Source organism: Mesorhizobium sp. Ca11, from assembly GCF_020165275.1.
Lineage (GTDB): Bacteria > Pseudomonadota > Alphaproteobacteria > Rhizobiales > Rhizobiaceae > Mesorhizobium.
Genome location: NZ_JAIUHU010000005.1, coordinates 98,451 through 122,759 on the forward strand (window position 1 = coordinate 98,451; position 24,309 = coordinate 122,759).

Genomic DNA, 24,309 nt, shown 5'->3' on the forward strand with positions numbered 1-24,309 from the left:
CCTACTGGCTTGCTGCACGTCCCAGATCGCTGCTGAACCTCACCTCGATCGTATCTCCCGGAAGCACTTCTGAATCTTCTTCGACGAGTTGTTTGCGCCATTCTTCACCAATCTTGCGCACGATGGTGATCTGGGTCTGAATGGCTTCTCCGCTTACCGGCAACGGCAGAGCGGACGCGCCAGCGGGCTGTAATTTCTGGCTGGTGGCGTGGAGCCTTGCGGTGGTGTCGGCAAGACGGACATCGGTATCTTTCAACTCGGTCAGCAAGCCGATCCTTCGCAGGTTTTCATTGCGCTCGCGTTGCCTGAGATAATCTTCCTGCTGGCGTCGCGCCCGCATGAGCTCGACCGATGTCTGAAGCTGCCCATTGGAAGAGAGAAGCGCGGAGCGCCTAACGTCAGACAGCCTGGCGTTGGTCAGATTGCCTGCTTGAAACAATTTCGTCACCCGAGCCAGGTCATCCTCATCCGCCTTGACTCCGTCGCTCTCGACCTGCTGGCGCTTGGTCAGAACGTCGATCTGCGCCGCGGCATCCTTTGCGCCCTGATCAACGTAGCTTTGTTCCTGCTGGAAGTTATCGAGAGAGATCTTCAGCGCCTCTCTTTCGGCGTCGGCAATGGCCGAGCTGAAGGCGGCAGACAATGGCGACCCTTGGGGGGGCTTGGTATCGAAACTTGGCTGGTCCTGCAGTTCGGCGCGAATGCGAGCACTGTGGTAATAGTCGCGGGTGTATTCCCCCCAAAGCGATTCATAGTCGCGCTGCAGATCAACCGGGTCAGGACCGGTCTGATTCACACGTGAGCGCAGAAGACTGAGACCGCCAGACACCGCAATCGCCTGTCTCACCGTCATGAGAGGCCGATATGCCTGCTGGCCGGGAGTGAGCACCTCGCCAGTCACGTAGATCGGACGATATTCCGCGACGATCGCGGTCACATCGCCAGGTTGGACAACGATCATCTGCTCTCGCCCATCGGGCAAACGCTGCTGAAATATCTTGGTAGGCAAGATCGTTTCCATGCGGGCCTGCAACTCGGCCGGCGTCAGACCGCCGATGGATATCTTCCCGACTTGGGGAAGCGCGATCGTACCGTCCATCTGGATTACCGCACGTTGAGTTCGTTCCGGTATTGAAGAGATACCTATTTCGACGATGTCGCCGGGGGAGAGATGGTAGGCTGGCCGGTCGTCCGCCGCGGAGGCAGCATCAACCGCAGCCAGCACACCTATCGCTGCAAGAAGATTTCGGTTCATGAATGCCATCGGTGACATCTCCATTCAGTTCGACTTCGCCTCTTCCGACCAGTCGACGCGGGTGACGAAGTCATAAACAGGTCCGCCGGGCACACCCCAGTTGCTGGACCAGATTACCTGCGAGCCATCGGGCGACGGTGAGGCATGGGTCTCGCTGCGGTAGTCGAAATCAACGCTGCGCGTTTGCGCTATGCGCCGAACCTCTCCGCTGCCATCGAGGCGCAGCGCGATAACCTCTCGTGCATAGGGTGCCATTTCCGGACGGGCCGAAACCACATTCGGGTCGCCGCCGTAGCTCAGGAACACCCAGCCAGGTTTGTTCAAAGCACGCAGAGAAGCATGCGAGGCCTCGCCATATTTCATAAGCGAAGTTACTTTCCCGTCAGACAGCCTGCGTTTGATCACCTGATAGCTGTCCGGATAGGATTTGCTGATGCCGACGTAGATCTCGCTCCCATCGGCGTCGACCGTCATGTCGCCATGCCCCGGCCGATGATGCTCTGTCCACTGCTGGCCTGGAGCGCCGTCGATCGAAAAAATAAACGACTGTTCGGTGCCGTCCGCCAGTGCCTGGATGCAAAGAATATTTTCGCCCAGAGGAGAGATCGAACAGTTCTCATTGACCCCAGCAAGCCGCCCAAGTGCGATATCGGCAAACTTGCTATGCTGCTTGAGATCGTACGCGAAGACGACCTCGGCACCGTCCGATCGAATTGCACGCACTGCCAGGCGATTACCGTCTCGGCTCGGGTTACCTTTGCCTGGTCCGAAGTGCAGATCCCGATAGTCCTTTGAATCGAACAGCACATCCTCGTGATTGGTCCGCGGCGCCCAGGTCGATATTCGCCGGCCTCGAACGCAGATCATCAGATCCGCATTTTGGGGATGCCATTCACATTCGCCCGATCGATCGCGCATCAGCAGCGGTAGGAATGTGTGTCCGTCGAAAAAGCACATCCCGTTGCAGCCGTTGGTTATAACGAGAAGGCTCTGGTCCGCATTCCAGGCTTGGGCGCTGGAATAACGGTGGCTGCAATAATCTTTTATACACGCGACCCCATTTCCAAGCGGCCCGGATTTTGTGATCCGGGTGAATGTTTCCCCAAACGCGGGATCGACCGTAGGACGCAGATAGTCGGGCAACTGCATCGCCGGCGTCGCAACAAAGTGCGTTGACGTATTGCCCGCCTGGCTTGCGGCAGCATGCGGACCAAGGCACGCGACAGCGAAGATCATAGACAACACATGCCGGCGACGACAAGTCATGTCATGTAGCCCATTTCCCGGCGCACCCGCCCCTCGCTAAGACGCCCTCTCCACCACGATATGGTGCGCTCCAACCCATCTCGCAGATTGGTACGGGCTCGCCATCCGGTCTGCATTTCGAATTGCGTCGAGTCTGCAAGCAGCGCGCGAACCTCGGAGTTCTGTGGGCGCAAGCGGCTTTCATCTCGATAGACAGGCTTCTTCGATCCGCTCAACTCGACCACCAGGTCCAGGACTTCCGCGATCGTCGCGGCACGCTGGCTTCCGGCATTGTAGGCCTGGCCGAATTTGAGTTCCGCCACGCCTGCGGTGAGGAATGCCGCGGCCGTGTCTTCAACAAAGGTTAGATCGCGGATAGGGCTCGTATCCCCGACCATGATAGCCGAACAGTTCTTGTCGAGGGCCTGCCTGATTATGGTCGGCACTATCGCCCTCTCGCTCTGGCGTGGGCCGTAGGTATTGAATGGGCGCAGAGTTACGACGGGAACGTCAAATGACCTGGCGTAGGCTTCGGCCATCATGTCGGCACCGATCTTGGATGCCGAATATGGAGACTGGCCCTGCAGCGGATGAGATTCCTTGATAGGCATGGTCAGCGCCGTGCCGTAAACCTCGCTGGTCGAGGTATGCACGACGCGTTCCGTGTCCCACTGACGCGCTGCCTCGAGAACATTCATCGTGCCCATGACATTGGTTTCTACGTATGACTGGGCAGCCGCATACGAATATGGAATCGCGATGAGAGCAGCCAGATGGAAAACCACAGCTTGGCCGCGCATGATCCTGTTCAGGAACGCGCTGTCGCGCACGTCGCCACGCACGGATTTCAGGTGGCCTCGGATGTTGTCCGGCAAATCGTCAAGCCAGCCGTGACTGTCGAACGAATTGTAGAGCGCCAATGCTGTGACGTCCGCTCCGTTGCGGACCAGCGCCTCGGTGAGATGCGATCCGATAAATCCATCGGCGCCCGTGACCAGTACCTTTTTGCCTTTGTAGTCCATGACCAATCGTCCCTCTTGCCATGTCCACTCTGACGGTGACACTCACCGGAGTGTCAGCCCGAACGCGCTTTAGTCGCGATCGGCGACGGCGGTACCCGGCCGACAACGGCTAGAAAACCGCGAGCCATCCAGACGGCGTCAGCCACCAGAGTTCGCTGCGGATAATAGGAAAGGTCGATCCTGGCCTTGGCGGGAAACAGGGTCTCGCGATAGTACTGCACCGGATCCGTGAACTTCGGATAGAAATTCGCTTCGTTGCGGAAGAGAACCTGGCTCGGACCGAGCAAGCCAGGCTTGTACTGCAAAACAGCCTCGGCGCCGCCGTGGAAACAGTCGGCGAACGCCAGACTCTCCGGCCGCGGTCCAATGATTGCCATGTCGCCTATGATCACATTCCACAGTTGCGGCAATTCATCGAACTTTGTCGCGGCGAGCACACGCCCTATCGTTGTCATGCGCTTGTCGTCGGCGACCGTCAGCGCGAGGCCGTGGGGATCGCATCGCACATCGAACTTGCGGAACTTGTACATGCGAAAAGGCTGAGCCCCGGCGCCCAGGCGGGTTTGTGCAAACAAAACCGGCCTACCGCCCTCGGCCAGAAGGGCGATGGCGATCAGCAGCATCAGTGGCGCAAACAAGACCGCAGCAACGCTCGCAATGGCAATGTCGATCAAACGCCGCACAGACCCATGGGCCGAGACTGCAACGTAGTGTCGGTGGAGGGATTGATCTGTCGCATTCATGCGGCCGTTCCTGCTTTGGTACAGCCGTTCACCGCAGTTGCCAGAGCCTCCACAACCGCTTCGACCACCGCTGAGGTCATCTGCGGGTGAAGTGGAATCGTCAGCTCCCGCTGAGCAAAGTCTTCTGTTCGCGGCAATTGGGTCCCGGGAAAAAGCTCGCGGTACAACGTCATCCGGTGCACGGGCGGATAGTGGATCGTTGTTTGAATTCCCTGGTTGCGCAGTTCGTCGATAACGGCTTGCCTGTCGGCGTATCGCGGTAAAAGTATCGGCATGATGTGGTGCGCCGATCGCCGCGATTCACTGAATGGAACGATTATTGCCGGGCAGTGCATTGCAATGAGTCGCCGATAAAGGACGACGAGGATACGCCTTACTTCGTTCCATTCTTGCAGGTTTCCTAACTGGACAAGTCCGATTGCGGCCCGCATCTCGTCCATACGGTAATTGAACCCAAGCATGGTGACGTCATACTGCGGCGTGCGGCTGTTCAGCCGCTGGTGTGTGCCGGTGGTCATCCCGTGCCCGCGCGCTTGGCGAATCCTTTCGAGCAGTTCATGGTCTTGGGCGATTACGGCGCCGCCCTCGGCGGTTGTCATGTTCTTGTTGCCGTAGAAGCTGAAGGCCGCGGCAACGCCGAAGGTCCCTACTTCTCTCAAGCCAGGAGCATGCGCCGCGTCTTCAATGATGTGCAGTCCCCGAACACGAGCGAACCTTTGCCATTGTTCTCGATTGGCCAGATACCCGGCGAAATGAACGAGAATAATGGCCTTCGTTCGCGGCGTGCATCGAGCCTCGGCTTCCGCAAGCGACATCAACGGCAAGTCGGCTGACTCAATATCGACAAAGACGGGAGTTGCACCGACATAGAGCACTGAGTTCGCGGTCGCCACGAAGGTTAGCGACGGAACCAGCACCTCATCGCCCGGACCAATGCCAAGTCCGTGCAAAATGAGATGAAGCGCCGCGGTACAGGAACTCACCGCAACGCAATCGTCCGCGCCATGCATGCGGGCAAACGACTCTTCGAACAATCGAACCTGCTCGCCCATGGTCAACCAGCTGCTATCAATGACCTTTGATAGAGCCGCCTTCTCCGGAACACCCAAAATCGGGGCACTGACCAAGAGCATGGTGACCTCACTCCCAAATCATCATTCGTGTTTGAGTTTCTCGCCGTTTGTCAGGCAGCCGCTGCCGCGACTTCGATCGAAGCCGACTGCTCTTCCCAGGAAATGGCTTGAGCATTCTGGAAATCGTCGACGCGGCCGATATCGAGCCAGAGTCCCTCATGCTTGTAGACATGGACGACCGTGCCTTGCTGCATCATCTGCAGCATCAGGTCGTCGAATCCGAATGGAATGCCGGAGGGAATAAAACTCAGAACATCCGGATTCATGCAGTAGATGCCCATGCTAACGAGATGAGAAAGCGTCGGCTTCTCGCGGAACATCTGCACTGCATTGTCGACTTCGTCGATGACACCGAAATCCATCTTGATAAGACGGTTGGCGGTAGCGATGGTCACCGGATCCTTGTGCTTGCGGTGGGCAGCTGTGAATCGGCTGAGGCTAAGATCGGTGAGAACGTCGCCGTTCAGCACGATAAAGGGTTCGGTTAGTTCATCTCGGATAAGCGACAGTGGCCCGATGGTGCCCAGCGGCTCCATCTCCTGAGTGTACCGTATTTTCAGGTTCCATTGCGAACCATCACCGCACACGCTGCGGATGAGATGGCCGAGATACCCGGTCGTGATGTAGACCTCTTCAATGCCATTGCGTCGCAGCCACTTGAGAAGCAGCTCGAGCACCGGCCGGGCACCAATTGGCATCAGCGGCTTCGGCAACACCGACGTAAAGGGACGAAGTCGTGTTCCCATCCCACCGCATTGAATAACCGCTTTCATCCGATCCTCCATAGTTCAAGGCCGCTTCAATGGTTGGTGCCTGGGCAGACGTGTTCAGACCTCTTCCGACCATGATGGGTCGGATAGAAAAGTCGCCACGTGTCCGTCCCGAGCATCTTATGAAGAACGGTATGTGAGCGTTCGAAGGATGTCGTCGTGCAATCGAATGGCACCAATCCATTGCCTCCGCAGGTTCAGCGACTAGGCCGGTCCGACCTGTCCGCCGCGAGGCACGATGGCGCCGAATATGCCGACCTGCAGCTGCAGAATTGCTTGGTCACGAGACTTTCAAATGCCCGAGTGCGGACCTCAGCATCCACCTGCTGGAATTTACGTCTCGCTGCCGCTCAAACAGCTGATATCACATGGAATTTGGTAGTTGGCCATAGACGCGCCTGATCGCGATATTGGCTTTCTGGCAAAGGCAGAGACGGTGCGATTCAAGCCGGTTGAACGGTCCTCGGAAAAAAAAAGAGATTTTTCCACCATAGAGGAATATATTAGCAATACGGCGCGCAAGTGATGCGGATATCTGGGCGTTCGACGAGTGGTTGGCCACCGCCAAGGCCGTTCCCCGATTGATCGTTTAGCCGCATTAGGCGTTTCAGGGCCCCTTTGTAGGGCCTGCGTTGGGGTGGAATGCAAATGTATCGAGTCGTCATTGCGGACGATCACGGTCTGTATCGTCGTGGGCTAAGTTTGGCGCTCAAGGCCGAGCTCCCGGAACTGGAAATATTCGAAGCTGGATGTTTTGATGCCGCTGCCAGTGTCCTGGCTGAGCGGGACATCCATCTTGCCATTCTGGATTTGAACATGCCGGGGCTGTTCAACCAGCAAGTGCTCGGCGACGTTTTGTCAGCGTATCCGGACACCCGTTTTGCAATCGTTTCCGGCAATGATTCACGGGCGGAAATATTGAAAGCCCTATCGATCGGGCTGCACGGCTATATCGTGAAATCTCAGACGGACCAAGAAGTGGTGTCGGCAGTGCGCGAGATTCTGGCAGGCCGCATCTATGTGCCGGCGCTATTGTCTCGACCTTCCGGGGGTCCCGGGTCACACGCACCCCAATCGGCAAGGGCATGGACCCACCGGCGGATGGGAGCGGCCAGCCTTAGCAAGCTGACTTCAAGGCAACGTGACGTGCTCAAGCTGATGGCGGAAGGCTTCTCAAACAAGGAGATAGCTCGCGATTTGGACATTTCCGAAGCAACGACAAAAATCCACGCCGCTGCGGTAATGCGTGAGCTGGGAGTACGCAACCGCACCGAGGCAGCCGTCGCGCTACAAAACTGGCGTTCGAAATATATCGACTAGGGCGCGATTTCACGTCGAGACAGCCGCAGCGAATATCGTAGACCGCCTTCAAATATTTCCAGCTTCGAGGCATGGCCGATAAGCGGCGCGGTGTTGACGCCCAATATCATCGAACCAATGCCATGGCCGATGTTCTTGGCCTTCCTGCGCCTTCCCGATTCTATCCAATCGAAGACGACGTCATCGCTTTCTCCACTATCGGCCCATCTAACCTCAAGGCGCCCTCGGGAACCGCCAAGCGCGCCGTGTTTGACAGAGTTCGTCGTAAGCTCGTGAACAACCATTGCGAAGGTTTCGGCAGCGCCGCTTGACATCATGACGTCAGGGCCATGGGTCTTTATCTTTCGCGTTTCCATGTAGGGCAACAGTTCCTGGACCACGAGATCCCGGAGCAATACCGAACTGTCGGTGCGACCGGAGATCATCATATGCGTGACTTCAAGCGCTCGTATCCGATCGATTAGGTCCTCCTTGAACTTCATGACATTGTTCGCCGGAGCACCAACCATTTTGACCAGCGCTATCACGACCGCGAAAAGATTGCTGAATCGATGGCGCTGTTCGATCAAAATACGGTCCCGTCTCCTGACCGTGGCGCGCAAAAGCGTGGTCTGCCGACGTTCAGTCAGGTCAGCTGCTATCCCGATCAGCAACTGCTGATCATGATACCGCTCCTCCCGTCCGCGCAGAGCGACCCAGCGAACAGGTCCATCCGGACGTCGCACCCTTATCTCAATGTCGTAATTCGTGGTCGCGCCGGATTCTTTGGGGAGTGCAAGCTTTGGCCAGTCCGCGGGATAGACGACGGCAGCTAGCTCGTCTATCGGCCGGCTGGTGGCGCGCGGCAGGCCTAAGATTTCCCAAAATTTGTCGGAACCCGTGACGACGCCGCTTTTGAGGTCGACTTGCCAGGTTCCCAACCGCCCCGCCGAAAGCGCCAGATCAAGCCGTTCCTTCTGAACCCGGATCGCTTCGCGCGCCGTCCGTCGTTCCGAGATGTCATCGACAACGATGATCGCGCTCTCTGAAAGGAGGCCGTCGGAACGGTACGACGATAGGTTCAGGCGAGCCCAGAATGTGGAACCGTCCTTCTTCTTCAATCGGACTTCCATATCGAATGGCATCGCGGACTTGCCTTGATCGGCAAGCGCTTCAACAACGCTATCGCGATCATCGGGATGAACAAGCTGCGCAAGCGGAAATTGAGCAAGGTCGGCTTCGGTATATCCTGTCAGCTCACAAAGGCGTTTGTTGGATTGCAGAAGCTCGCCTTTTTCATTCGTGTTCGCAAAGCCGAGGGCCGCACGCTCGAAAACCGAACGGAAGCGGCTCTCGGTGGCCTCGACGGCGGCCAGTCGAGTTTCGGCGACCTTCAGGGCCTCGCTAAGGTCCTGCCGCAAGCGGTGGAACATGAAGGCGATCATGAAGCCGGAAACCAGGAGAAAGATTGCTCGCGGCCAGTCCTCTGCAGGAATCGAACCGCGCAGAAGTCGTTCGGCCCCGAGGCTGGCGGCGACTGTCACGAGAGTTGCAATGATTGCACCGCGACGGCCAACAAGATATGCAGCGACAATTATAGCTGGAATAGATGATATGAAGGTTGCTTCAGTTTCCGTCTGAATTAAGTTTGTTATTACGAATATTAGCGTGAAAACTAGCACCAGCATGGAAGCCATGTGAGCTAGCGAGATGCCCTTCAAGGCCGAAACCGTTCTACGCAGATGCAGCCCCATACCTCACAGACTACAACTTTCGGATTAGTCCGTCGAGCCTAGAACTCCACCGCCTGATCTAATACCACTGCCGGATTGCGGCCCTCAAATCCAAGCTTACTATCATTTACGAAGAGCGTCCGGTTCGCCTGGACTCTTTGTAAGAGAGCATGAAGAAACCGATGCAAGCCTCTGAGATCAAAGATTTTTGGCAGAGAAATCTGTCTTGGAGTCAAGCGTAACGATTGGAGATCTTAGCGGTTTTCGGCCAACAGGGGTGGGAAGGCAATGTCTTTCATTGATAGGCACAACGATACCGTTGCGAATAAGCGCCATATTGAATTGAGCACTGCTTACGGCGGTGTCGCTCGCCTGGCACGCTACACGTCGGACAGGCAGGGCACAGCATGCGCGTCAAAGCGTCGGAGCCTGGAATCCGTCACCGGCATGCTGGACCGCATTGGCTGTGGCTTCCTGGTCCTCAATCGCGAGAAAAAGGTGGTGGAGTGGAACATTGCCGCTCAAAGCACCTTTGAACGACAGGGTGAGACGGCCGGCACGGCTCCGGAGCTTACGGCTGCGCTGAGGCGGCTGGTCGCGAACGTTCCAACCAACTTCCTGCCAGGTTCGTTGTCGTGGGTGGTGATCCGCACCACTGACGATCGGCCGGTGATACTCAATGAGGGCGGGGTGATTGCGCCCGACGGAACAAGTATCGTCGCGTTGTTAGACCGGGAGACCCGGTCCTCGGCTAATCCGCAGACATTGCAAAAGATGTTCGGCCTCACGAGCGCTGAAACTCAGCTTGCCATGAGGTTAGCTCAAGGGGACGCACCATTGGAAATCGCCCGCAGCTGGCATCTCAGCCGCACCACGATCCGGTCCCAGCTTGCCTCGCTTTTTGCCAAAACAGAAACCAAGCGCCAGGGTGAGCTGGTAGCTCTGCTCGGACGAATTTCCGTATTGCCGTGATAATGCCGCCTCGACCGCGAGGCGGCGCGTATCCGGTATGTTGGTTTGGCATTGCGTCTGTGCGAGCGCGTTCCTGCCTGATCCAGATATAAGCCGACGATCTCGATGCAAAAATTTCGAAGCGGGGCAATTCGTCATGGCCGGACATAATTCCAAGACCGCGGGCGTGCTTGACGCACAACCTGACAAATCCAGTTCAACAGGAACGAAAGCCGGTCGATCCAGTCCGGACATGGCGGTTATGCAGCTGGCACGAAAAGGTCCTGTCGTAGTCACCGGCGCCGCAGGCTTCATCGGGTTTCATGTGGCGTCGCGGCTTTTGCGTCACGGTGCGCGGGTCATAGGCGTGGATAATTTCACGCCCTACTACGATCTAAAGCTCAAGGAAGCGCGGTTTGCGCACCTCTGCGCCGAGCCAGGTTTCACTCCAATGCGTATGGATCTGGCGGATCGATTGTTGGTGCAAGCTTTGTTCTCCGACTTTCAACCATCGTATGTCGTCCACCTGGCTGCGCAGGCGGGCGTGCGTTACTCCCTTGTCGACCCGCATGCCTATGTTCATTCCAACATCGTGGCGTTTCTCAATGTTCTTGAGGGTTGCCGGCACTTCGACATCAAGCATCTGGTCTACGCTTCGTCCAGTTCGGTTTACGGCGCCAACCAAACCATACCTTTTTCCGAACATGGCGGCGCTAACCATCCAATAAGCTTCTATGCCGCCACCAAGCGCTCGAATGAAGCCATGGCGCATTCCTATAGTCATCTATTTCGCTTGCCGGTGACAGGATTGCGGTTCTTCACCGTCTACGGACCATGGGGCAGGCCCGACATGGCTGTCTACGCGTTTACCCACGCCATCGCCGAGGGACGCGTGATCGAGGTGTCCAATGCCGGCCGTGTCTGGCGAGATTTTACCTACATCGACGATATCGTCGAAGGGGTGGTTCGAATACTCGCAACGCCACCGTGTGCCGACCAGAATTGGGACGGTCACGCGGCTGATCCAGCCACCAGCTCAGCCCCATATCGCCTGTACAACATTGGCAATGACCGGCCAGAGGAGATCAATAGGCTAATCGCGATTATAGAGACAGCCGTAGGTCGCAAAGCTCTCAGGAGGGATGTGCCTTTGCCTCCAGGTGATGTTCTCGAGACGCGCGCCGATGTAGGCGATCTTCGCCGGGCCGTAGACTTCGCGCCGGCGACCACGCTCCAGGATGGCGTTGCCCGTTTCGTCGAATGGTATCGACACTTTCATGGAAGCGCGACGGACCCTGAGACGGAGCAACAAACGCTCGTGTCAGCGTAGATTGCCGGCAGTTCGCGCTGCTCACTCAGACCCGCGCGATCGGCTCACTGGCGTCGCCTGAAGGTGCGGCCCCTCTCAACGCGCTCGCCTCGCTGATCGGCAAGAACGAGGCATTCTCTGCGTCTCTTTCGTTTGGCGTTTCATCGAGACGCCGATACGCAAGCCCGCCAATCCGTACGTACCTTGATGCCTGCGTTAGAATGGATCACATCGCGCCAGCCGGGGTCTGTCGCCGGTCACCAATCCCAGAGCATCGAGTCAGCGCAAGAACCAAGTCCGCTGGGTGCTTTCGACCGTGCGGCGGTTAAAAGACGTAATCGCGTAGATCAGTCCGGGCGTGATCTTCAGTCGCTTGCGAATATAAATCGCCATGGCGACGTTCCATACGACCAAGGCAAGCGCCAGCCCTATTGCTGCGCCCAGCGGACCGTAGATCTCTACTCCGATAGCACAGCCGACGACACCAAAAGCTGCCCCAAGGATCATCGTCACAGCGGCCGCCCATTCGTTTCCGGTCATGGTCAAGAGATTGAGCTGCGGTCCGCACAGGGCCACGAATACGTACCCCAGCATTAGCACCCGCGCGATCGGTGCTCCAGTTCCGAAATCCTCACCGAACCAGCTTAAAAGCGGCCGAACAATCAAGAGCAACGGGATTGCCATTGCTATTGCGGCACCGGAGGAAAGCAGGGCAGCTCGTGAAAACAGCTCTTGCAAACCTCTTCGGTCGTTTTTTGCGTAAAGCGTAGCTGCCGTCGGCGAGAACATTGTAGAGACGGCCACCAACGAGAGACCGACAAGCAACGCGACATTGAGCCCCAGGGCGAAAATGCCTGCGTCGCGTATGTGGCCGGTCCAGCCGAGCACCATTACCCCCGCTCTGTTGATGAAGACGTCAAGACCCGCCATCAGCATGATAGGGGGGACCGCCGACCACCAATCCTTGGATGCATCGGCAGGTTCAGCATGTCGTAAACCCGGCGGCTGAAATCTTGCCAACAGGACAAAGACGAATGCGACTGTGACGGCCGAACTCGTCAGCACCGCCTGCATGACCAACGGTGCATTCAGAGTCCACGAACCGGACAAGGCGGCGGCACTTAGCAATGTGAGCAGCAGTCCATCACGCACAATGCGTTCTGGCAGAAGGGCAGAAACACCGCCGCCGAAGGCACGGATGAGAGCCGCGCCCAAGGCTGAAGTCGTGACCAGCGGAACGGCGGCCATACCCAACAGCTGGCTGATCTCAAGTTCCCTGTTGTGTGAGGACGAAGACAGAAAGATGTAGGTCGCCCCTGCCAAGCCGAATAGAGACGCCACTGCCAACGAGCGTTGAAAGGCAAATCTGATTATGCCGTGGGCCAGGTCCAGGCGCCCCTGGGCCCTATAGGCAGATACGAAGCGCAACAACGATACGTTGAAGCCAAGGGTTGCGAGATATGCGAGCACCGATGTGGTTGAAAGGACGTAGGAGTAGATACCATAGCTGGTAGAGCCTACGATACGAGCAATCAGCAATTGCGCCAGGCTGGTTAGACCTGCCCCGGTCACATAGATCATGAGCGCAAAAACGGTGGCATAGCCCAGGCTACGGTTTATTTCTTGCTTCCCGAGCGTTACCGCATCGCTTCCAGCTGCGGAATTTACGGGGTTCTGTATTGTTATGGTATCCACGCCGTCATCAAGGTAGGCATTGTCTACCGTCAGCGGCTGCGATGAGTGGACAACTTGATGTCGGTACATGGGAGTGACCTGATCGCGGGCCATCTTGAAGGCGATCTTGCGGCTGACGAGTTCAACGCTTTTCGACAACGATCGGTCGTCGAGGGTTTCAACGGAGATTGTTTTCCTGTCGGTTGCCACAAGGATGTCGTTGATATTTTGAAACACTCCGAAAGCTCGCATGCTCGCTTCGAAATCCGCATCGAGAATGCGTTCGGCCGGAGCCGCTTGCATCATTCGCTCCCGCAACCGCGCCTCGGCTGCTGCACGAGGCAATACCACTCGCAAGGTAAAATCCGCGGTAGGAGTGACCTTCAGCGCTCTTGCAATCGCAACGTTGTCGACGCACCCGTGAAAAATCGACAGTGAAGCAACAGCCTGCACGTATCCCTGGTCGAATATTGTAATCTCTCTGCACTGTCGCGCTTGGTCCCAACGATTGGAAAGGTTTATGATTTTTTGCCAGACCCGAGCTCGCCAAATAAATTTCCTTGGCTCAATCGCCTTTAGCATCGACGACGCGATCGACAGATATTTTATCAAATCCGACGTATATAAGAACAGTTTTGCAGTTGAAAATATTGCAGTAAATACTCTATAGATAAACATAAATATCCCGAGATCTACACTCCTTGACCTTCTACTTGCTTTGTGACTGAAGACCACCTTCGTAGCGTAGCCCTGCCCACGCAACGATTTGGCAAGCGCATGGGCAAAGACTGCTTTACCAGCACCAGGCGGTCCAAAGAGTTCGATAATCATTTCTCGCGACCCAGTGGGCTTGAGGGCTTTATCGTTTTCCGAACAGCAGAAGATCGCCACTGTCCCCAAAATGATATTTGGCGTGCTGCTTGAGATTTACTCCAGTGAGAGCAATCCCTACCGGAGCGGATCTCGAACCATCAGGCTGCAGCGATTCCAGAATACCGCGCGCGACACTGCGCGGTGTCTTGGCCCACCGGACAGCAAAGATAACGGCATCTGCCCAACCGCTGAGCAGTCGGGATTCCGGACCGTGCAACCCTGGCGGCCCGTTGAGAATGACGAGATTGTACACGGCGCCCAGCTTGTCCGCGAAGTGTCGCGGCACATCGACGTCGACCAACAGCTTCAAAAGATCGTCCGAAACTATGGGTGAGGCCATGAAATCGATGCCGATACCGGGCATGCTCACAACAGCCTCGTCTAACTCGCAGCGGCCCCTCACATAATCCGCAAACGACTTATGCGGCTTGGAAATGCTGAATTCGCGCACAAAGTCGTTGGTCAGTTGCTTATCCTGCGGGTCAAGATCGATGAACAGGACATTGCTGCCCAGGCGTGTGGCCGAGAGCGCCAAGCTCCATGCCAGCTCTGTTTTCCCATCACCTTTATCGCTGGAAGTGACGAGCACCATCTGCGACGATCGTCCGGGGGCCGGTTCGGGTGCCACATTGATCAATAGCGACAAGGCAGCGCGGCCATAGGCGGAATTTTTCTGGCTTAGAATGAGGGTCTGCAAGCGCTTCGCACTCGCTCTTGATGCCCTGGGCAATAGCCCAACGGAAGGGAAGCCGAGCGCTGCTTCTGTCTCAGCCTCACCGCGCATTGTGCGGCTCATGCGATTTTTCAAGAGAACCAAGACGCCCCCGATGAGGCCGAATACGACCATACCCGGCGGGATGAGGAAGATCGGTGAAAGGCTCTTCGGGTTGCTCGGTGGCCATGCCGCCGAAATTATCGAAACTCCCGCAGACGGAACCGCGATGCGGTTCCTCAAATCCTGTTGCCTGTTCAGAAGATCATTGTACCGCTGCGTCAATATGGTGACTGCCGGCTCCAATGCGTGAAGCCCGGAAAGCCTGCCTGCCGTGTCGGCTACGACCGCGTCAAGCACATTCTTGCGCGCCTCCAGAGCGGAAACCTGCGCGCGATAGATGTCGGCTTCCGACTTGATGCGTTCGATGCTCTGTTCGATTTCGCGCTTGACGGCAACATTCAGATCCGCATCGGCCGCGGCGCCGCCCTGCCGGGCTATCAGATCGCTCAGTGTCGGCGATCCGATTGCGCTCGCAAGCGTGGCGCTCGTGGCGCCGGAGCGTTGCAATTCTTGTATATGCTGAACACGGGCCTCGGCTGTGGAGAGGTTTGCGCGAGACAATGACAGTTGCTGATTAAGGTCGGCCGTGTCGCGGACGGCATTGTCAACGGCACCCTGGTCGACAGTCCCGTGACTTAGCCTGTATTTTTCAAGACGGTCCGTCGCTTGCGCGAGATCGGACTGCACGCCAGGCAGCGCAGCGACGACGGATTCGAGCTCCAACCTATCAGCGGCCTGAGCAGTCCGCGCGAGATCCTGGACATACACTTGCGCGAATGTGTTGGCCACGAATGCCGCCCGGACGGGATCCGGATCGGTAAAGCCGATGGTAATGACTCGCGATCGCAGTTCCTGCCCGACCCTGACGTAGCGCCTCAACGCCTTCAGCCTCGCAGCCTCCCTGCCCTCTGGGGTCATGTCAGCGTGATCCGGCCAAACCCCGGCCAAGAATGCACCTGCAAACGATTGCGATTCGGCTGGGGAAGCGGCGTTTTGCGCCGCGGGGCCGTTGAGGTTGGCCTGCCGATCGGGCGTTGCCTTGTAAATTGCGTCAATTACCCGACGCAGATGAGATTGCGAGGCCAGCATCGTCAGATGGTTGTCAATGCTGGTATCGAGCATATCCTGACCGCCCGTCGGCTGAGGAGCGCTTCTGGTCGGATTGTCGACGATGATTTGCGTGGTGGCTTCATACAGCGCCGGCCGGGCGAAGCCGGCTAGACCCGCAACCGCACCGCCCAAAACGACCATTGCGACCAAAAACCATTTGCGCGCCGCCAAGGTAACCAACAATTGGCCGAAAGGGGTCAGGTCTTCTCGAGGGTCACGTAGCGGACGCCGCATGCGCGGATTGGGCTCTCGCACTTCGACGCGCATCTCTGTGGCGCGCGGTAGCTTTGTTCGCCTAGCTATCGAACCTTCCATTTTAAACTCCCGTCATTTCAAGCATGCGCGACTGTCTCGCGGGCATTGGAAGCCGGTTGGCGTCGGCGCGCCATGCCAGGAACATCAATGTTGCCCAAAGATCCCGGGAATGATCCCGCTTTCCGTTGACATGATCGCGCCAGCACGTCTGGACCTTATCGATGTCCAGAAGCCCATCTCCTGACTGGCGCATGTCGGCGAACAGGTCACTCGCCCATGCACGCAACGGTCCTGTCAACCAGACCGCAATCGGAACATCGAAGCCCTGCTTAGGCCTATCTATCAGCCGCCGGGGAACGTAGCGATGCAACAACTGTCGAAGCAGCCACTTGCCTCGTCCATGGCGGACCATTGCATCCGGTGGCAGCCGCCAGGCGAATTCAACGACGCGATGGTCGAGCAGCGGGCAGCGGCCTTCCAGCCCGTTCGCCATGCTGGCTCGGTCCAGCTTCACCAGGATGTCGCCGGGCAAATATCCTGCCATATCGTTGTAGAGGAGCCGGGACAGCAAATCGTCGAGTCGCGGAGTTCGCCGAGTTGACGCCCGGTGGCCAAATCGGGTCAGGCTTGTGTTCGATGACCCTGTCAGGCGCTGGTACAGTTCTTCCTGATCCGAAGCGGCGAGCAATTGAGCCAATCGCTCCAGCCGATCACCGCGCAACGCATGGCCGAAGAGCGCCGAAAGTGGCAGCCTGCCAAAAAAATCGTAACGGGTGGCGCGCGCCACAAGCCCGATGCTTGCGGCAAGTGAACCACGCAGCGACGAAGGCAACCGACGACGCCGATTTGCTTGCGCCGCCATCAGATGGCGAGCGTAACCGGCGAAACATTCATCGCCTCCGTCGCCCGTCAGCGCCACAGTAACGTGCTGGCGAGCAAGTCGCGCCACCAGCAGAGTAGGGATTTGCGATTCGTCGGCGAACGGCTCGTCCCAGGCACTCGGCAATTCCGGAATGACATCGCGTGCGGAAGCAGGGGAAAGGTGCAGCTCTGTATGATCGCTGCCTATGTACTGAGCGACCGCTGCAGCATGAGGAGCTTCATCGAATCCGTGCTCCCCGAAGGCGATCGTGAAAGTGCGAATAGATTTTCGGGATTGGACCTGCATTAGCGCGGCTACGGTCGAGCTATCTACGCCGCCCGACAGGAAGGCGCCGAGCGGCACATCCGCGCACATGCGCTCTCGAACAGAAAGCCGAAGCAGCCGATCGAGTTCATTCGTTAAATCCTCGTCGCTGCCGACGATCGGGTCTTGCCGGCCCTTCGTTGCGACGTCTGCCAACGACCACCAGAATCGAACTTTGTTTCGAACGGTTCCCGTACGGCGCGCTTTTGCGAAATCCGCTGCAGTTAAGGACAGGGCCGATCCCGGCGGCAATTTGAAAACGCCGCGCCAGATACAACTGTCGTCCGGCACCCAACCTTGCGACAGCATAGCCCTTACGGCGCTGGGATTGAGTTCTGGACGGAAATCCGGGAAACACCGAATGGCCTTGAGTTCGGAGCCAAAAACCAGGGCATGGCGGGTCGGAGCGACGTAGATCGGCTTTTCCCCCATCCGGTCGCGGGCCAGATGAAGAGTTCTCGTTTTTGCGTCCCACAATCCGAACGCGAACATGCCGACAAATCGCGTAAGCGCAGCTTCGAGCCCCCACTGCTCCACGGCCCCAAGCACAACTTCCGTATCGCATGTCCCGCGAAAGCTGTGGCCGGCATCCTCAAGCTCTCGGCGCAAGTCCCGAAAATTGTATATCTCCCCATTGAAGGTGATCACGTACTGGCCGCTGTCCGAGCGCATGGGCTGGGCGCCAGTTTCCGACAAATCCACGACTGCCAGGCGGCTGTGGCCGAAAGCGATACCAGCCTCCACATCTTTCCAGAAGCTTTCGCCGTCGGGCCCTCTGTGACGGAGGGCTGTTGTCATCTGCGCTATAGCTGCGAGCGGCCTTGTGCTGGGCGAGTCTGGCGCAAGAAGGATCCCGGCGATTCCGCACATATCAACGGCTCCTCGCTCCTGCAGTTGCCGCGATAAACTTGGGCTGCCCGGCTACGAGGCAAAGTGTGATCGAGAACCAAACGATCGGGTGGCGAATGACCAAATGCGGGAAGCCGAAGATGCCGATCGACAACGCAAGTGCCACCAGAGCGTCGAGCCTTGCACGCCAGGCAGAGATGGCCGCGAGGCCAAGGATCCACAACAGGGCGAGAACCGCTAGAATGCCTCCTTGAGTATACAAGTCCAGTAGCGTGCTGTGAGCCTCGAAAGGCAGGTCGATAAACTCCTTGGTCACGACAGATCTGTCGACATGTGGTCCCGGGCCGAGGCCCAGCGAAGCAGACCCCAACCCCTTGCCCAGAGCATTGGTCCAGATATTGATGCGCAGATTGGCTGTCTCGGCTGTCGCCTCACCACCCTCGCCTTTGGTCAGGCTCTTGGCGAAATTTTCAACAGTGCTCGTTTCCGCAAGCACATAGGGTGTTGCGGAGATTGCAAGAGGGACCAAAGCAAGCAACAGCAAAAGGCTGATTTGACGACCAAGAGTGACCCTTCCGCCAACCGCGACCCATCTCCGGACGCGCAACATCAGGAAAACCAAACCGGTTATCACTATTGTCAATAGATAGGTATCGCTCTTAGTCAATCGTCCGACGTACACTATGAGAACAATACTTACTATGCCAAATGTCCTGGCTATCTTATTACTTGTTGTCATTGAAAGGTATAGTGCAAGGGGACCGAACAGAGCGCAATAAAGTGCCAGTTGGTTTGGGTTGTCCGACCATCCTGTGAACCTGTCCCAAAACCAAGGGTTCACTCCGGACTGGTGGAGTAAGCCGAATCCAAGCGCCAGCTGGAAAACAAAACACGCGTTCGCAATGACGATCACCCACCACGCGGTGCGACGCAGATGGCGATCCGCCTGAGGATCAGCCGCAAGCAGACATGTAACGAATGCCAGCAACAGATAGGCAATCATGTCGTGAACCGGCGCGTCCATGTACTGAACGCTCGTAAGCATGCCGACAATCATGCCTAGCCCGAGAGCGAATGCCATGATCCCCCAGAGGGCGGCAAAAATCGACAGGGCCGGCGTGGCTTCAAGTCGACCACCGGCAAGTACGCGGCCAATCGAAATCAGTATCCAAACGGCCAACAACAATTCGCTGATTCCGAACGGCGCGCCTGGAATTTCGAGTTGCGATGCATAAGCCATTGCAACGCCGCCGGCCAACAGGACGTCTCGGATCATTGGCGCACCTCGCCCAACGGACCAAATGCGGCATTCTTTTCGGTCTGCGAGGCCTGAACTGAGGCGCCAACGGCTTTGGCATCAAGAATATGCCGGTAAAGATCGCAATACTGGGCGACCACCAGCGGCAGCGCGAAATGCTGCTTGACGAATTCGATGGAACGAGCGCCCATGGCCGCCCCGGTGGGGCGGTCTGCCAAGACTTGATTTATCCTGGAAGCAAATGCCTCGGCATCGCCAGGCGGAACCAGGTATCCATTCCAACCGGGCTGGATCACTTCGTTGCAGCCCGGCATATCTGACGCCACGATAGGCAGCCCAGCCAATCCCGCCTCGAGCAGGACGCGTGGCACTCCCTCCCGATATTGTGTCGGAAAGGCAAACAAATCCGCCATGCCAAGAAGGGCAGGAACATCGCGCCGTGGACCCAGGGCAATGACATGAGGGGAATGGCGTTCGATTTCCGATTTGTCGACGGCGAACGGCCCCTCGGATTCCCATGGACCGACAAGCACGAAACGCGCATTCGGCCTTTTTTCAAGAACGCGGGGTACTGCCTTAAGCAGCGTTGGGATGCCCTTCTCGCGCGTCAGCCGGCCGACAAAAATGATCACTTCAGCCGATGACAGCCCAAGCTGCTCGCGCATCGCCTGCGGTGACGGCGCGCTCTGTCTTGCCTTGGCAAAGCCGTCGACGTCGATGCCGGAACTGCAGATCAGGCAACCAGTCCCGCGCCCGATGAGCCGGTAGCGCTCGAAGAACGCCTTGTCATCACGATTTTGGAAAACCGTGCCAGCCGTCCAGCGCGACGAAAGCCACTGCAGTCCCGAGAAGATCGGGCGCAGCGCCATAGCCCTCGGCTCACGGGAAGAAAACGTCCAGCCAAGACCATTGATGGTGCGGATGACAGGAACGGCCCCCCTTATCGCCAACGGCGTCAAGAGATTAGGCTTGGTATCAAAGCTCTGTACAATGTCCGGGCGCAGGTCCGAGATCAGTTTTCTGATCGTCCTTACGGCGCCTCCACTCCCGCTGGAAAATCGGTCCAAGCCGTAGCGACGATGCGGAATGTCGTGCTGCGAGAATGCTGTATCCGGACCGCTCGACACCGCAGTGACTTGGAAGCCCTTCTGACGCAGCGACAGCAAAAACGGAATCCTGAAGGCGTGGTCCTCGCCTCCAACACACACAAGATGCGGATTCATGCTGTCTCCCCCGACCGCCCGCCTGACTTGGGTCGCGTGCACTGGTCAGCATTTCTTCGTGCTTCCATGATCCTGGTTCGCTACTCAGATACATGTTTTGCGCCAAGGTTCACGGTACGGGCAGGCTTGCCCAATGTCCTCGTCCGTTTGAATGAGCGGACCGATCTCGGGGTGCGCGCGGCTGCGTCGGAGCGCGAATTGAATGTCCATTTCGGCGAGGGGAATTCGAGGCTCGGCTGCCTCTGAGCCGGTGACAAGGCCTCAGCTTGAATTGCGTCGGTTCAACCGTTCCTCAAGTCCAAGTTCGGCGAACGCGGCTGATCGCAGAACCCCGGATCTGACGAGCTATCGACGAAGATACGTTCCTAGCAAATTGCCTGGAGGAAGAGAGCACTCAAGCGAAGTGTCCTTCGCTCGAAAAAAGGGAGTGCCTCGCACTGGGCACACCCGAGAAAATTTCAAGTTTTCCCAAAAAACCGGGAATTGATCCTGACAACCGTTTCCTTATCGCTGTGTTCTGTGCCCAGCATCAATGATTCTACCGGTATCGGGTTGTTTTGGTTCCAGCAGCGTTTCGCTCGCCGCATCGTCGGTCTTTGTGGCCTGAAGGTTGAGTAACGGAATCGTGTTATCCCCGGCTAATTTGATGCATCATCGAACACCGAAATTCGATGCAAATCACTGTAAGGTTAGGCGTTTTTGGTGCTGGTAAAGTACTCGATCAATCATTCTATCAACATATTTCCGTATTTGATTTGGCGCTAATGTACCCTCTCGGTTAGGCAGGGGGTGGGGCGCTTATCAATCAGAAGAAGGATGTTCGCATGGCTACCATGCATTACGCCTATGGCGCCCCCGCCTCCGGCGCCATAGCTAATGGCTTCAACTTGATCGACCTTCAGTACGCGTCATCGGTCAACGCGCTGCCTGACGGCACCAAGGCTTTGATATATCTCAACGAAAGCAGCGGGGTGACCCAGTCTTTCATAGACAAGGTGACGCCCCTCCTCGGCAATTCCAAGGTTTTTGGCTTTTATCTCACTGACGAGCCTGACCCCACGGGCAAATACCACACACAGGTCAGCGCTGCGAATCTGAAGGCTGAATCCGACTGGATTCACTCTCATTTCCCGGGTGCGAAAACCTTCATTACGCTGATGGACATGGGGTCGTTCACGGCCTCCGATTACACCAACACGTACAATCCCGCCAACACGGGGATCGACTATTACGGGCTCGATCCCTACCCCGTGCGCTCGACCGCGGTCGACTTCAACTACATCGACAGAGCCGTCGCTGCAGCGGAGAAGGCGGGCATTCCGCAGAGTGCGATCATTCCTGTGTTCCAGACGTTTGGCGGCGGCGGGTGGTCGACCAATACGGGCGGGTCTTATGTGATGCCTACCACCGCCCAGGAACAGACCATCATGGACCATTGGGCAAAGCTCGTCCCGTCGCCAGCCTTTGACATGGCCTATAAGTGGTCCTCGCAAAATGGCGAGACCTCGCTTGGCAACACGTCGTCGATGCAGGCGTTTTTCCTGGATCACAATACCCATACCAGCACCAGCACCAACACTGGCACCAGTACTGGTAGTGGCACTGGCACCAGTAGCGGCACGACAACCCCACCTCCCGTCACGGCCCCGATCGCCGACATAAAAGGCACCAGCGGCAACGACGTTATACGCCCGGCCGACAACGCCGCACACACGATGGCGGGCTATGGGGGCAATGACGACTTCTATGTCAACAATGCCGCCAGCAAGGTGGTCGAGGCCGCTGGCCAGGGCCAGGACAGGGTGTGGACGTCGGTGAGTTATGCGCTTGCTGCCGGCTCGTCGATTGAGGTCCTCGGTACCCAGAAGGATGCCGGCACGACGGCAATCAATTTGACCGGCAACGAACTGCGTCAGCACATCATCGGAAATGCCGGCGACAACGTCATAAAGAGCGGCGGCGGCGGCGATTGGCTGACCGGCAATGGTGGCCACGACACCTTCGTTTTCAACAGCACCCTCAGCAAGAGCAATGTTGCCACGGTTACCGACTTCAGCCCGTCTGTGGACAAGATCCACTTGGATGACGCTGTCTTCAAAGGGCTCAGCGTTGGGGCGCTCGCAAGCAGTGCTTTCTATACCGGTACCGCCGCTCACGACAGCACCGATCATATCGTCTACAACAGCACGACCGGAGCGCTCTACTTTGACAGTGACGGCGCAGGCGGCGCAGCTCAGATTCAGTTCGCCGCCCTTTCCCCGCATCTTGCGGTTACGGCGAGCTCGTTCGCTGTGGTCTAGGACGGGCATGCTCTGGCGGTCTAGCGCAGACGCGTACCTGCCATAAGATCGCCGTCGATAGGAGCCTGCAAGCTCCGCAAAGCAGGGCATTACCGGCGACAATGTTCGCCGGTAATGCCTACTCCACCGTCACCGACTTCGTCAGATTGCGCGACTGGTCGACGTCGGCGCCCATGAAGACGGCGCTGAAATAGCCAGCATCTGGATCTGCAGCGCATAGATGATTGCATGGATGCCACCACTATACTGGCTTGGCAGCAGCTCCGCCTCGAAGCTGGTCCATCGATCGAACAGATGAAGCCGAATTTTTCCGTACATCTTAGAAGGAGAACGATGCGGGGCGTTTTGGTGGATAGTTGGAGCATGCCGACGAGTTCAACGTGCGGGTATGGCGCAGCGGTTGGAGCCGCGCAATCCATCAAGTCGGAACCCGTCGCGCCAACAGCTTGGTCGCCAAAGTTCACACGCATCGGCAATCTGTGCATATCGGCGTTGCTCATGATGCTGATCTGCAGCCAATCGGCGCTGTCTGCGGGCGGCAGCGGCAAGACGCTTCACTACACCTCCGGTGGGCCGGGCGTTGCAATCGCGAGCGCGGGCTTCGACCTCGCCGATGTACAATCCGTAGAGCAACTCAATGCCTTGCCGCCAGGGATGAAGGGGCTGATATGGCTAAATGAATCCAGCGGCGTGACGCCACGCTTCATTGCCAAGGTGAGGCCATTTATCGGCAATCCGCGGCTGTTCGGTTTTCGCCTCTGCGATGAGCCGGACATCACCGGCAAATACCATTCTCCAGCAGTTAGTCCGGCGGCCCTGAAGGCCGAGACCGAGTGGATCAGAGCCAATGTCCCCGGGGCGGTTACATTTGTTACTTTGATGGACATGGGGTCTTTCGAAGCCCCCGCCTTCATGAATACCTTTAATCCCGCCAACACGGGGATTGATCTTTTCGGCCTGGATCCATATCCGGTCCGCGGCAAAGCTTTCGATTTGGACTTCATCGATCGAACGGTCGAGGCAGCCGTTGCCGCGGGCATCCCTCTCGACAGGATTGTGCCTGTATACCAGGCCTTCGGCGGCGGCAATTGGAAGACCCGTACCGGAGCGGCTGCGGACGTCTATGTACTGCCGACACCGGACCAGGCGAAGCAGATCTTCGCGCGCTGGGCCACCTACTCTCCGGCTCCTGTATTCGACTTTGCCTATGCCTGGGGTTCACAAAACGGAGACACCAAGCTAGGCAGCGCCAGCCCTGAGGCGCTCGAACTTCGCTTGGCGTTCAAAGCGCACAACACGGCGCCGTAGCAACTACCGCGATCATTTTACCGAAGATACCCCAGCTG

17 protein-coding genes are annotated in these 24,309 nt (G+C 57.5%); 5 read left to right on the top strand and 12 right to left on the bottom strand.

Annotated features, from left to right (window positions below; all coding sequences use genetic code 11):
* Window position 1 precedes the first annotated feature (1 nt).
* The 6 genes from LB538_RS10845 to LB538_RS10870 are packed head-to-tail and all read right to left on the bottom strand — an operon-like array spanning window position 2 to window position 6,171.
* Window positions 2–1,264 carry a polysaccharide biosynthesis/export family protein gene (locus tag LB538_RS10845; protein WP_224522969.1) on the bottom strand — a complete coding sequence of 421 codons (1,263 nt, stop codon included), beginning with the start codon at window positions 1,262–1,264 and terminating at the stop codon, window positions 2–4.
* A 15-nt stretch (window positions 1,265–1,279) separates the two neighbouring features.
* On the bottom strand, window positions 1,280–2,491 hold the full coding sequence (locus LB538_RS10850; RefSeq protein ID WP_224522970.1) for a hypothetical protein: 1,212 nt from the start codon (window positions 2,489–2,491) through the stop codon (window positions 1,280–1,282).
* Window positions 2,492–2,517: 26 nt separating this feature from the next.
* A complete protein-coding gene (locus tag LB538_RS10855) occupies window positions 2,518–3,522 on the bottom strand; it encodes an SDR family NAD(P)-dependent oxidoreductase (RefSeq protein ID WP_224522971.1) in 1,005 nt (334 codons plus the stop codon).
* 53 nt (window positions 3,523–3,575) lie between these two features.
* On the bottom strand, window positions 3,576–4,265 hold the full coding sequence (locus LB538_RS10860; protein WP_224522972.1) for a sugar transferase: 690 nt from the start codon (window positions 4,263–4,265) through the stop codon (window positions 3,576–3,578).
* The gene (locus LB538_RS10865; RefSeq protein ID WP_095768667.1) at window positions 4,262–5,398 is read right to left on the bottom strand and encodes a DegT/DnrJ/EryC1/StrS family aminotransferase; all 1,137 of its coding nucleotides are present in this window, start codon (window positions 5,396–5,398) and stop codon (window positions 4,262–4,264) included. Before LB538_RS10865 ends, LB538_RS10860 begins: the two co-directional genes overlap by 4 nt.
* Window positions 5,399–5,448: 50 nt before the next feature.
* Complete coding sequence (locus LB538_RS10870; RefSeq protein ID WP_095768666.1) at window positions 5,449–6,171, bottom strand: NDP-sugar synthase; 723 nt, start codon at window positions 6,169–6,171, stop codon at window positions 5,449–5,451.
* Between the two features lie 645 nt (window positions 6,172–6,816).
* Between LB538_RS10870 and LB538_RS10875 the strand changes: the two genes are divergently transcribed.
* Complete coding sequence (locus LB538_RS10875) at window positions 6,817–7,488, top strand: LuxR C-terminal-related transcriptional regulator (protein WP_224522973.1); 672 nt, start codon at window positions 6,817–6,819, stop codon at window positions 7,486–7,488.
* On the opposite strand, the gene LB538_RS10880 is transcribed toward LB538_RS10875, so the two are convergent.
* The gene (locus LB538_RS10880) at window positions 7,485–9,164 is read right to left on the bottom strand and encodes a PAS domain S-box protein (protein WP_224522974.1); all 1,680 of its coding nucleotides are present in this window, start codon (window positions 9,162–9,164) and stop codon (window positions 7,485–7,487) included. The two genes, LB538_RS10875 and LB538_RS10880, sit on opposite strands and share 4 nt — an antisense overlap.
* 324 nt (window positions 9,165–9,488) lie before the next feature.
* Here LB538_RS10880 and LB538_RS10885 point away from each other — a divergent pair, with 324 nt between their 5' ends.
* Entirely contained in the window at window positions 9,489–10,172 is a 684-nt protein-coding gene (locus LB538_RS10885; RefSeq protein WP_224522975.1) for a helix-turn-helix transcriptional regulator, read from the top strand.
* A gap of 241 nt (window positions 10,173–10,413) precedes the next feature.
* Window positions 10,414–11,481 (top strand): NAD-dependent epimerase/dehydratase family protein, encoded by a 1,068-nt coding sequence (locus LB538_RS10890; RefSeq protein ID WP_224523344.1) that lies wholly within the window; start codon window positions 10,414–10,416, stop codon window positions 11,479–11,481.
* 258 nt (window positions 11,482–11,739) lie between these two features.
* Here LB538_RS10890 and LB538_RS10895 read toward each other — a convergent pair whose 3' ends face one another.
* From LB538_RS10895 to LB538_RS10915, 5 genes are read right to left on the bottom strand one after another with little or no spacing between them, the layout of a single operon-like run.
* The gene (locus tag LB538_RS10895; RefSeq protein WP_224522976.1) at window positions 11,740–13,965 is read right to left on the bottom strand and encodes a lipopolysaccharide biosynthesis protein; all 2,226 of its coding nucleotides are present in this window, start codon (window positions 13,963–13,965) and stop codon (window positions 11,740–11,742) included.
* 28 nt (window positions 13,966–13,993) lie between these two features.
* Window positions 13,994–16,207, bottom strand: a complete 2,214-nt coding sequence (locus LB538_RS10900; protein WP_224522977.1) for a GumC family protein — start codon at window positions 16,205–16,207, stop codon at window positions 13,994–13,996.
* Between the two features lies 1 nt (window position 16,208).
* Window positions 16,209–18,203, bottom strand: a complete 1,995-nt coding sequence (gene asnB, locus LB538_RS10905) for an asparagine synthase (glutamine-hydrolyzing) (RefSeq protein ID WP_224522978.1) — start codon at window positions 18,201–18,203, stop codon at window positions 16,209–16,211.
* 1 nt (window position 18,204) lies between these two features.
* Window positions 18,205–19,458, bottom strand: a complete 1,254-nt coding sequence (locus LB538_RS10910) for an O-antigen ligase family protein (protein ID WP_224522979.1) — start codon at window positions 19,456–19,458, stop codon at window positions 18,205–18,207.
* Window positions 19,455–20,663: a glycosyltransferase family 4 protein gene (locus tag LB538_RS10915; protein WP_224522980.1), complete on the bottom strand. Its 1,209-nt coding sequence runs from the start codon at window positions 20,661–20,663 to the stop codon at window positions 19,455–19,457. Before LB538_RS10915 ends, LB538_RS10910 begins: the two co-directional genes overlap by 4 nt.
* 824 nt (window positions 20,664–21,487) lie before the next feature.
* Here LB538_RS10915 and LB538_RS10920 point away from each other — a divergent pair.
* A complete protein-coding gene (locus LB538_RS10920) occupies window positions 21,488–22,963 on the top strand; it encodes a calcium-binding protein (protein WP_224522981.1) in 1,476 nt (491 codons plus the stop codon).
* A gap of 228 nt (window positions 22,964–23,191) precedes the next feature.
* Window positions 23,192–24,271, top strand: coding sequence for a hypothetical protein (locus LB538_RS10925; protein WP_224522982.1), 1,080 nt, complete (start codon window positions 23,192–23,194; stop codon window positions 24,269–24,271).
* Window positions 24,272–24,309: the final 38 nt, after the last annotated feature.

What these genes read in the sequence shown, in the direction of transcription:
- LB538_RS10845 (WP_224522969.1), bottom strand. Translation starts at nt 1,264, where the DNA reads ATGGCATTCATGAACCGAAATCTTCTTGCAGCGATAGGTGTGCTGGCT.
- LB538_RS10850 (WP_224522970.1), bottom strand. Translation starts at nt 2,491, where the DNA reads ATGATCTTCGCTGTCGCGTGCCTTGGTCCGCATGCTGCCGCAAGCCAG.
- LB538_RS10855 (WP_224522971.1), bottom strand. Translation starts at nt 3,522, where the DNA reads ATGGACTACAAAGGCAAAAAGGTACTGGTCACGGGCGCCGATGGATTT.
- LB538_RS10860 (WP_224522972.1), bottom strand. Translation starts at nt 4,265, where the DNA reads ATGAATGCGACAGATCAATCCCTCCACCGACACTACGTTGCAGTCTCG.
- LB538_RS10865 (WP_095768667.1), bottom strand. Translation starts at nt 5,398, where the DNA reads ATGCTCTTGGTCAGTGCCCCGATTTTGGGTGTTCCGGAGAAGGCGGCT.
- LB538_RS10870 (WP_095768666.1), bottom strand. Translation starts at nt 6,171, where the DNA reads ATGAAAGCGGTTATTCAATGCGGTGGGATGGGAACACGACTTCGTCCC.
- LB538_RS10875 (WP_224522973.1), top strand. Translation starts at nt 6,817, where the DNA reads ATGTATCGAGTCGTCATTGCGGACGATCACGGTCTGTATCGTCGTGGG.
- LB538_RS10880 (WP_224522974.1), bottom strand. Translation starts at nt 9,164, where the DNA reads ATGGCTTCCATGCTGGTGCTAGTTTTCACGCTAATATTCGTAATAACA.
- LB538_RS10885 (WP_224522975.1), top strand. Translation starts at nt 9,489, where the DNA reads ATGTCTTTCATTGATAGGCACAACGATACCGTTGCGAATAAGCGCCAT.
- LB538_RS10890 (WP_224523344.1), top strand. Translation starts at nt 10,414, where the DNA reads ATGCAGCTGGCACGAAAAGGTCCTGTCGTAGTCACCGGCGCCGCAGGC.
- LB538_RS10895 (WP_224522976.1), bottom strand. Translation starts at nt 13,965, where the DNA reads ATGATTATCGAACTCTTTGGACCGCCTGGTGCTGGTAAAGCAGTCTTT.
- LB538_RS10900 (WP_224522977.1), bottom strand. Translation starts at nt 16,207, where the DNA reads ATGGAAGGTTCGATAGCTAGGCGAACAAAGCTACCGCGCGCCACAGAG.
- asnB (WP_224522978.1), bottom strand. Translation starts at nt 18,203, where the DNA reads ATGTGCGGAATCGCCGGGATCCTTCTTGCGCCAGACTCGCCCAGCACA.
- LB538_RS10910 (WP_224522979.1), bottom strand. Translation starts at nt 19,458, where the DNA reads ATGATCCGAGACGTCCTGTTGGCCGGCGGCGTTGCAATGGCTTATGCA.
- LB538_RS10915 (WP_224522980.1), bottom strand. Translation starts at nt 20,663, where the DNA reads ATGAATCCGCATCTTGTGTGTGTTGGAGGCGAGGACCACGCCTTCAGG.
- LB538_RS10920 (WP_224522981.1), top strand. Translation starts at nt 21,488, where the DNA reads ATGGCTACCATGCATTACGCCTATGGCGCCCCCGCCTCCGGCGCCATA.
- LB538_RS10925 (WP_224522982.1), top strand. Translation starts at nt 23,192, where the DNA reads ATGGATGCCACCACTATACTGGCTTGGCAGCAGCTCCGCCTCGAAGCT.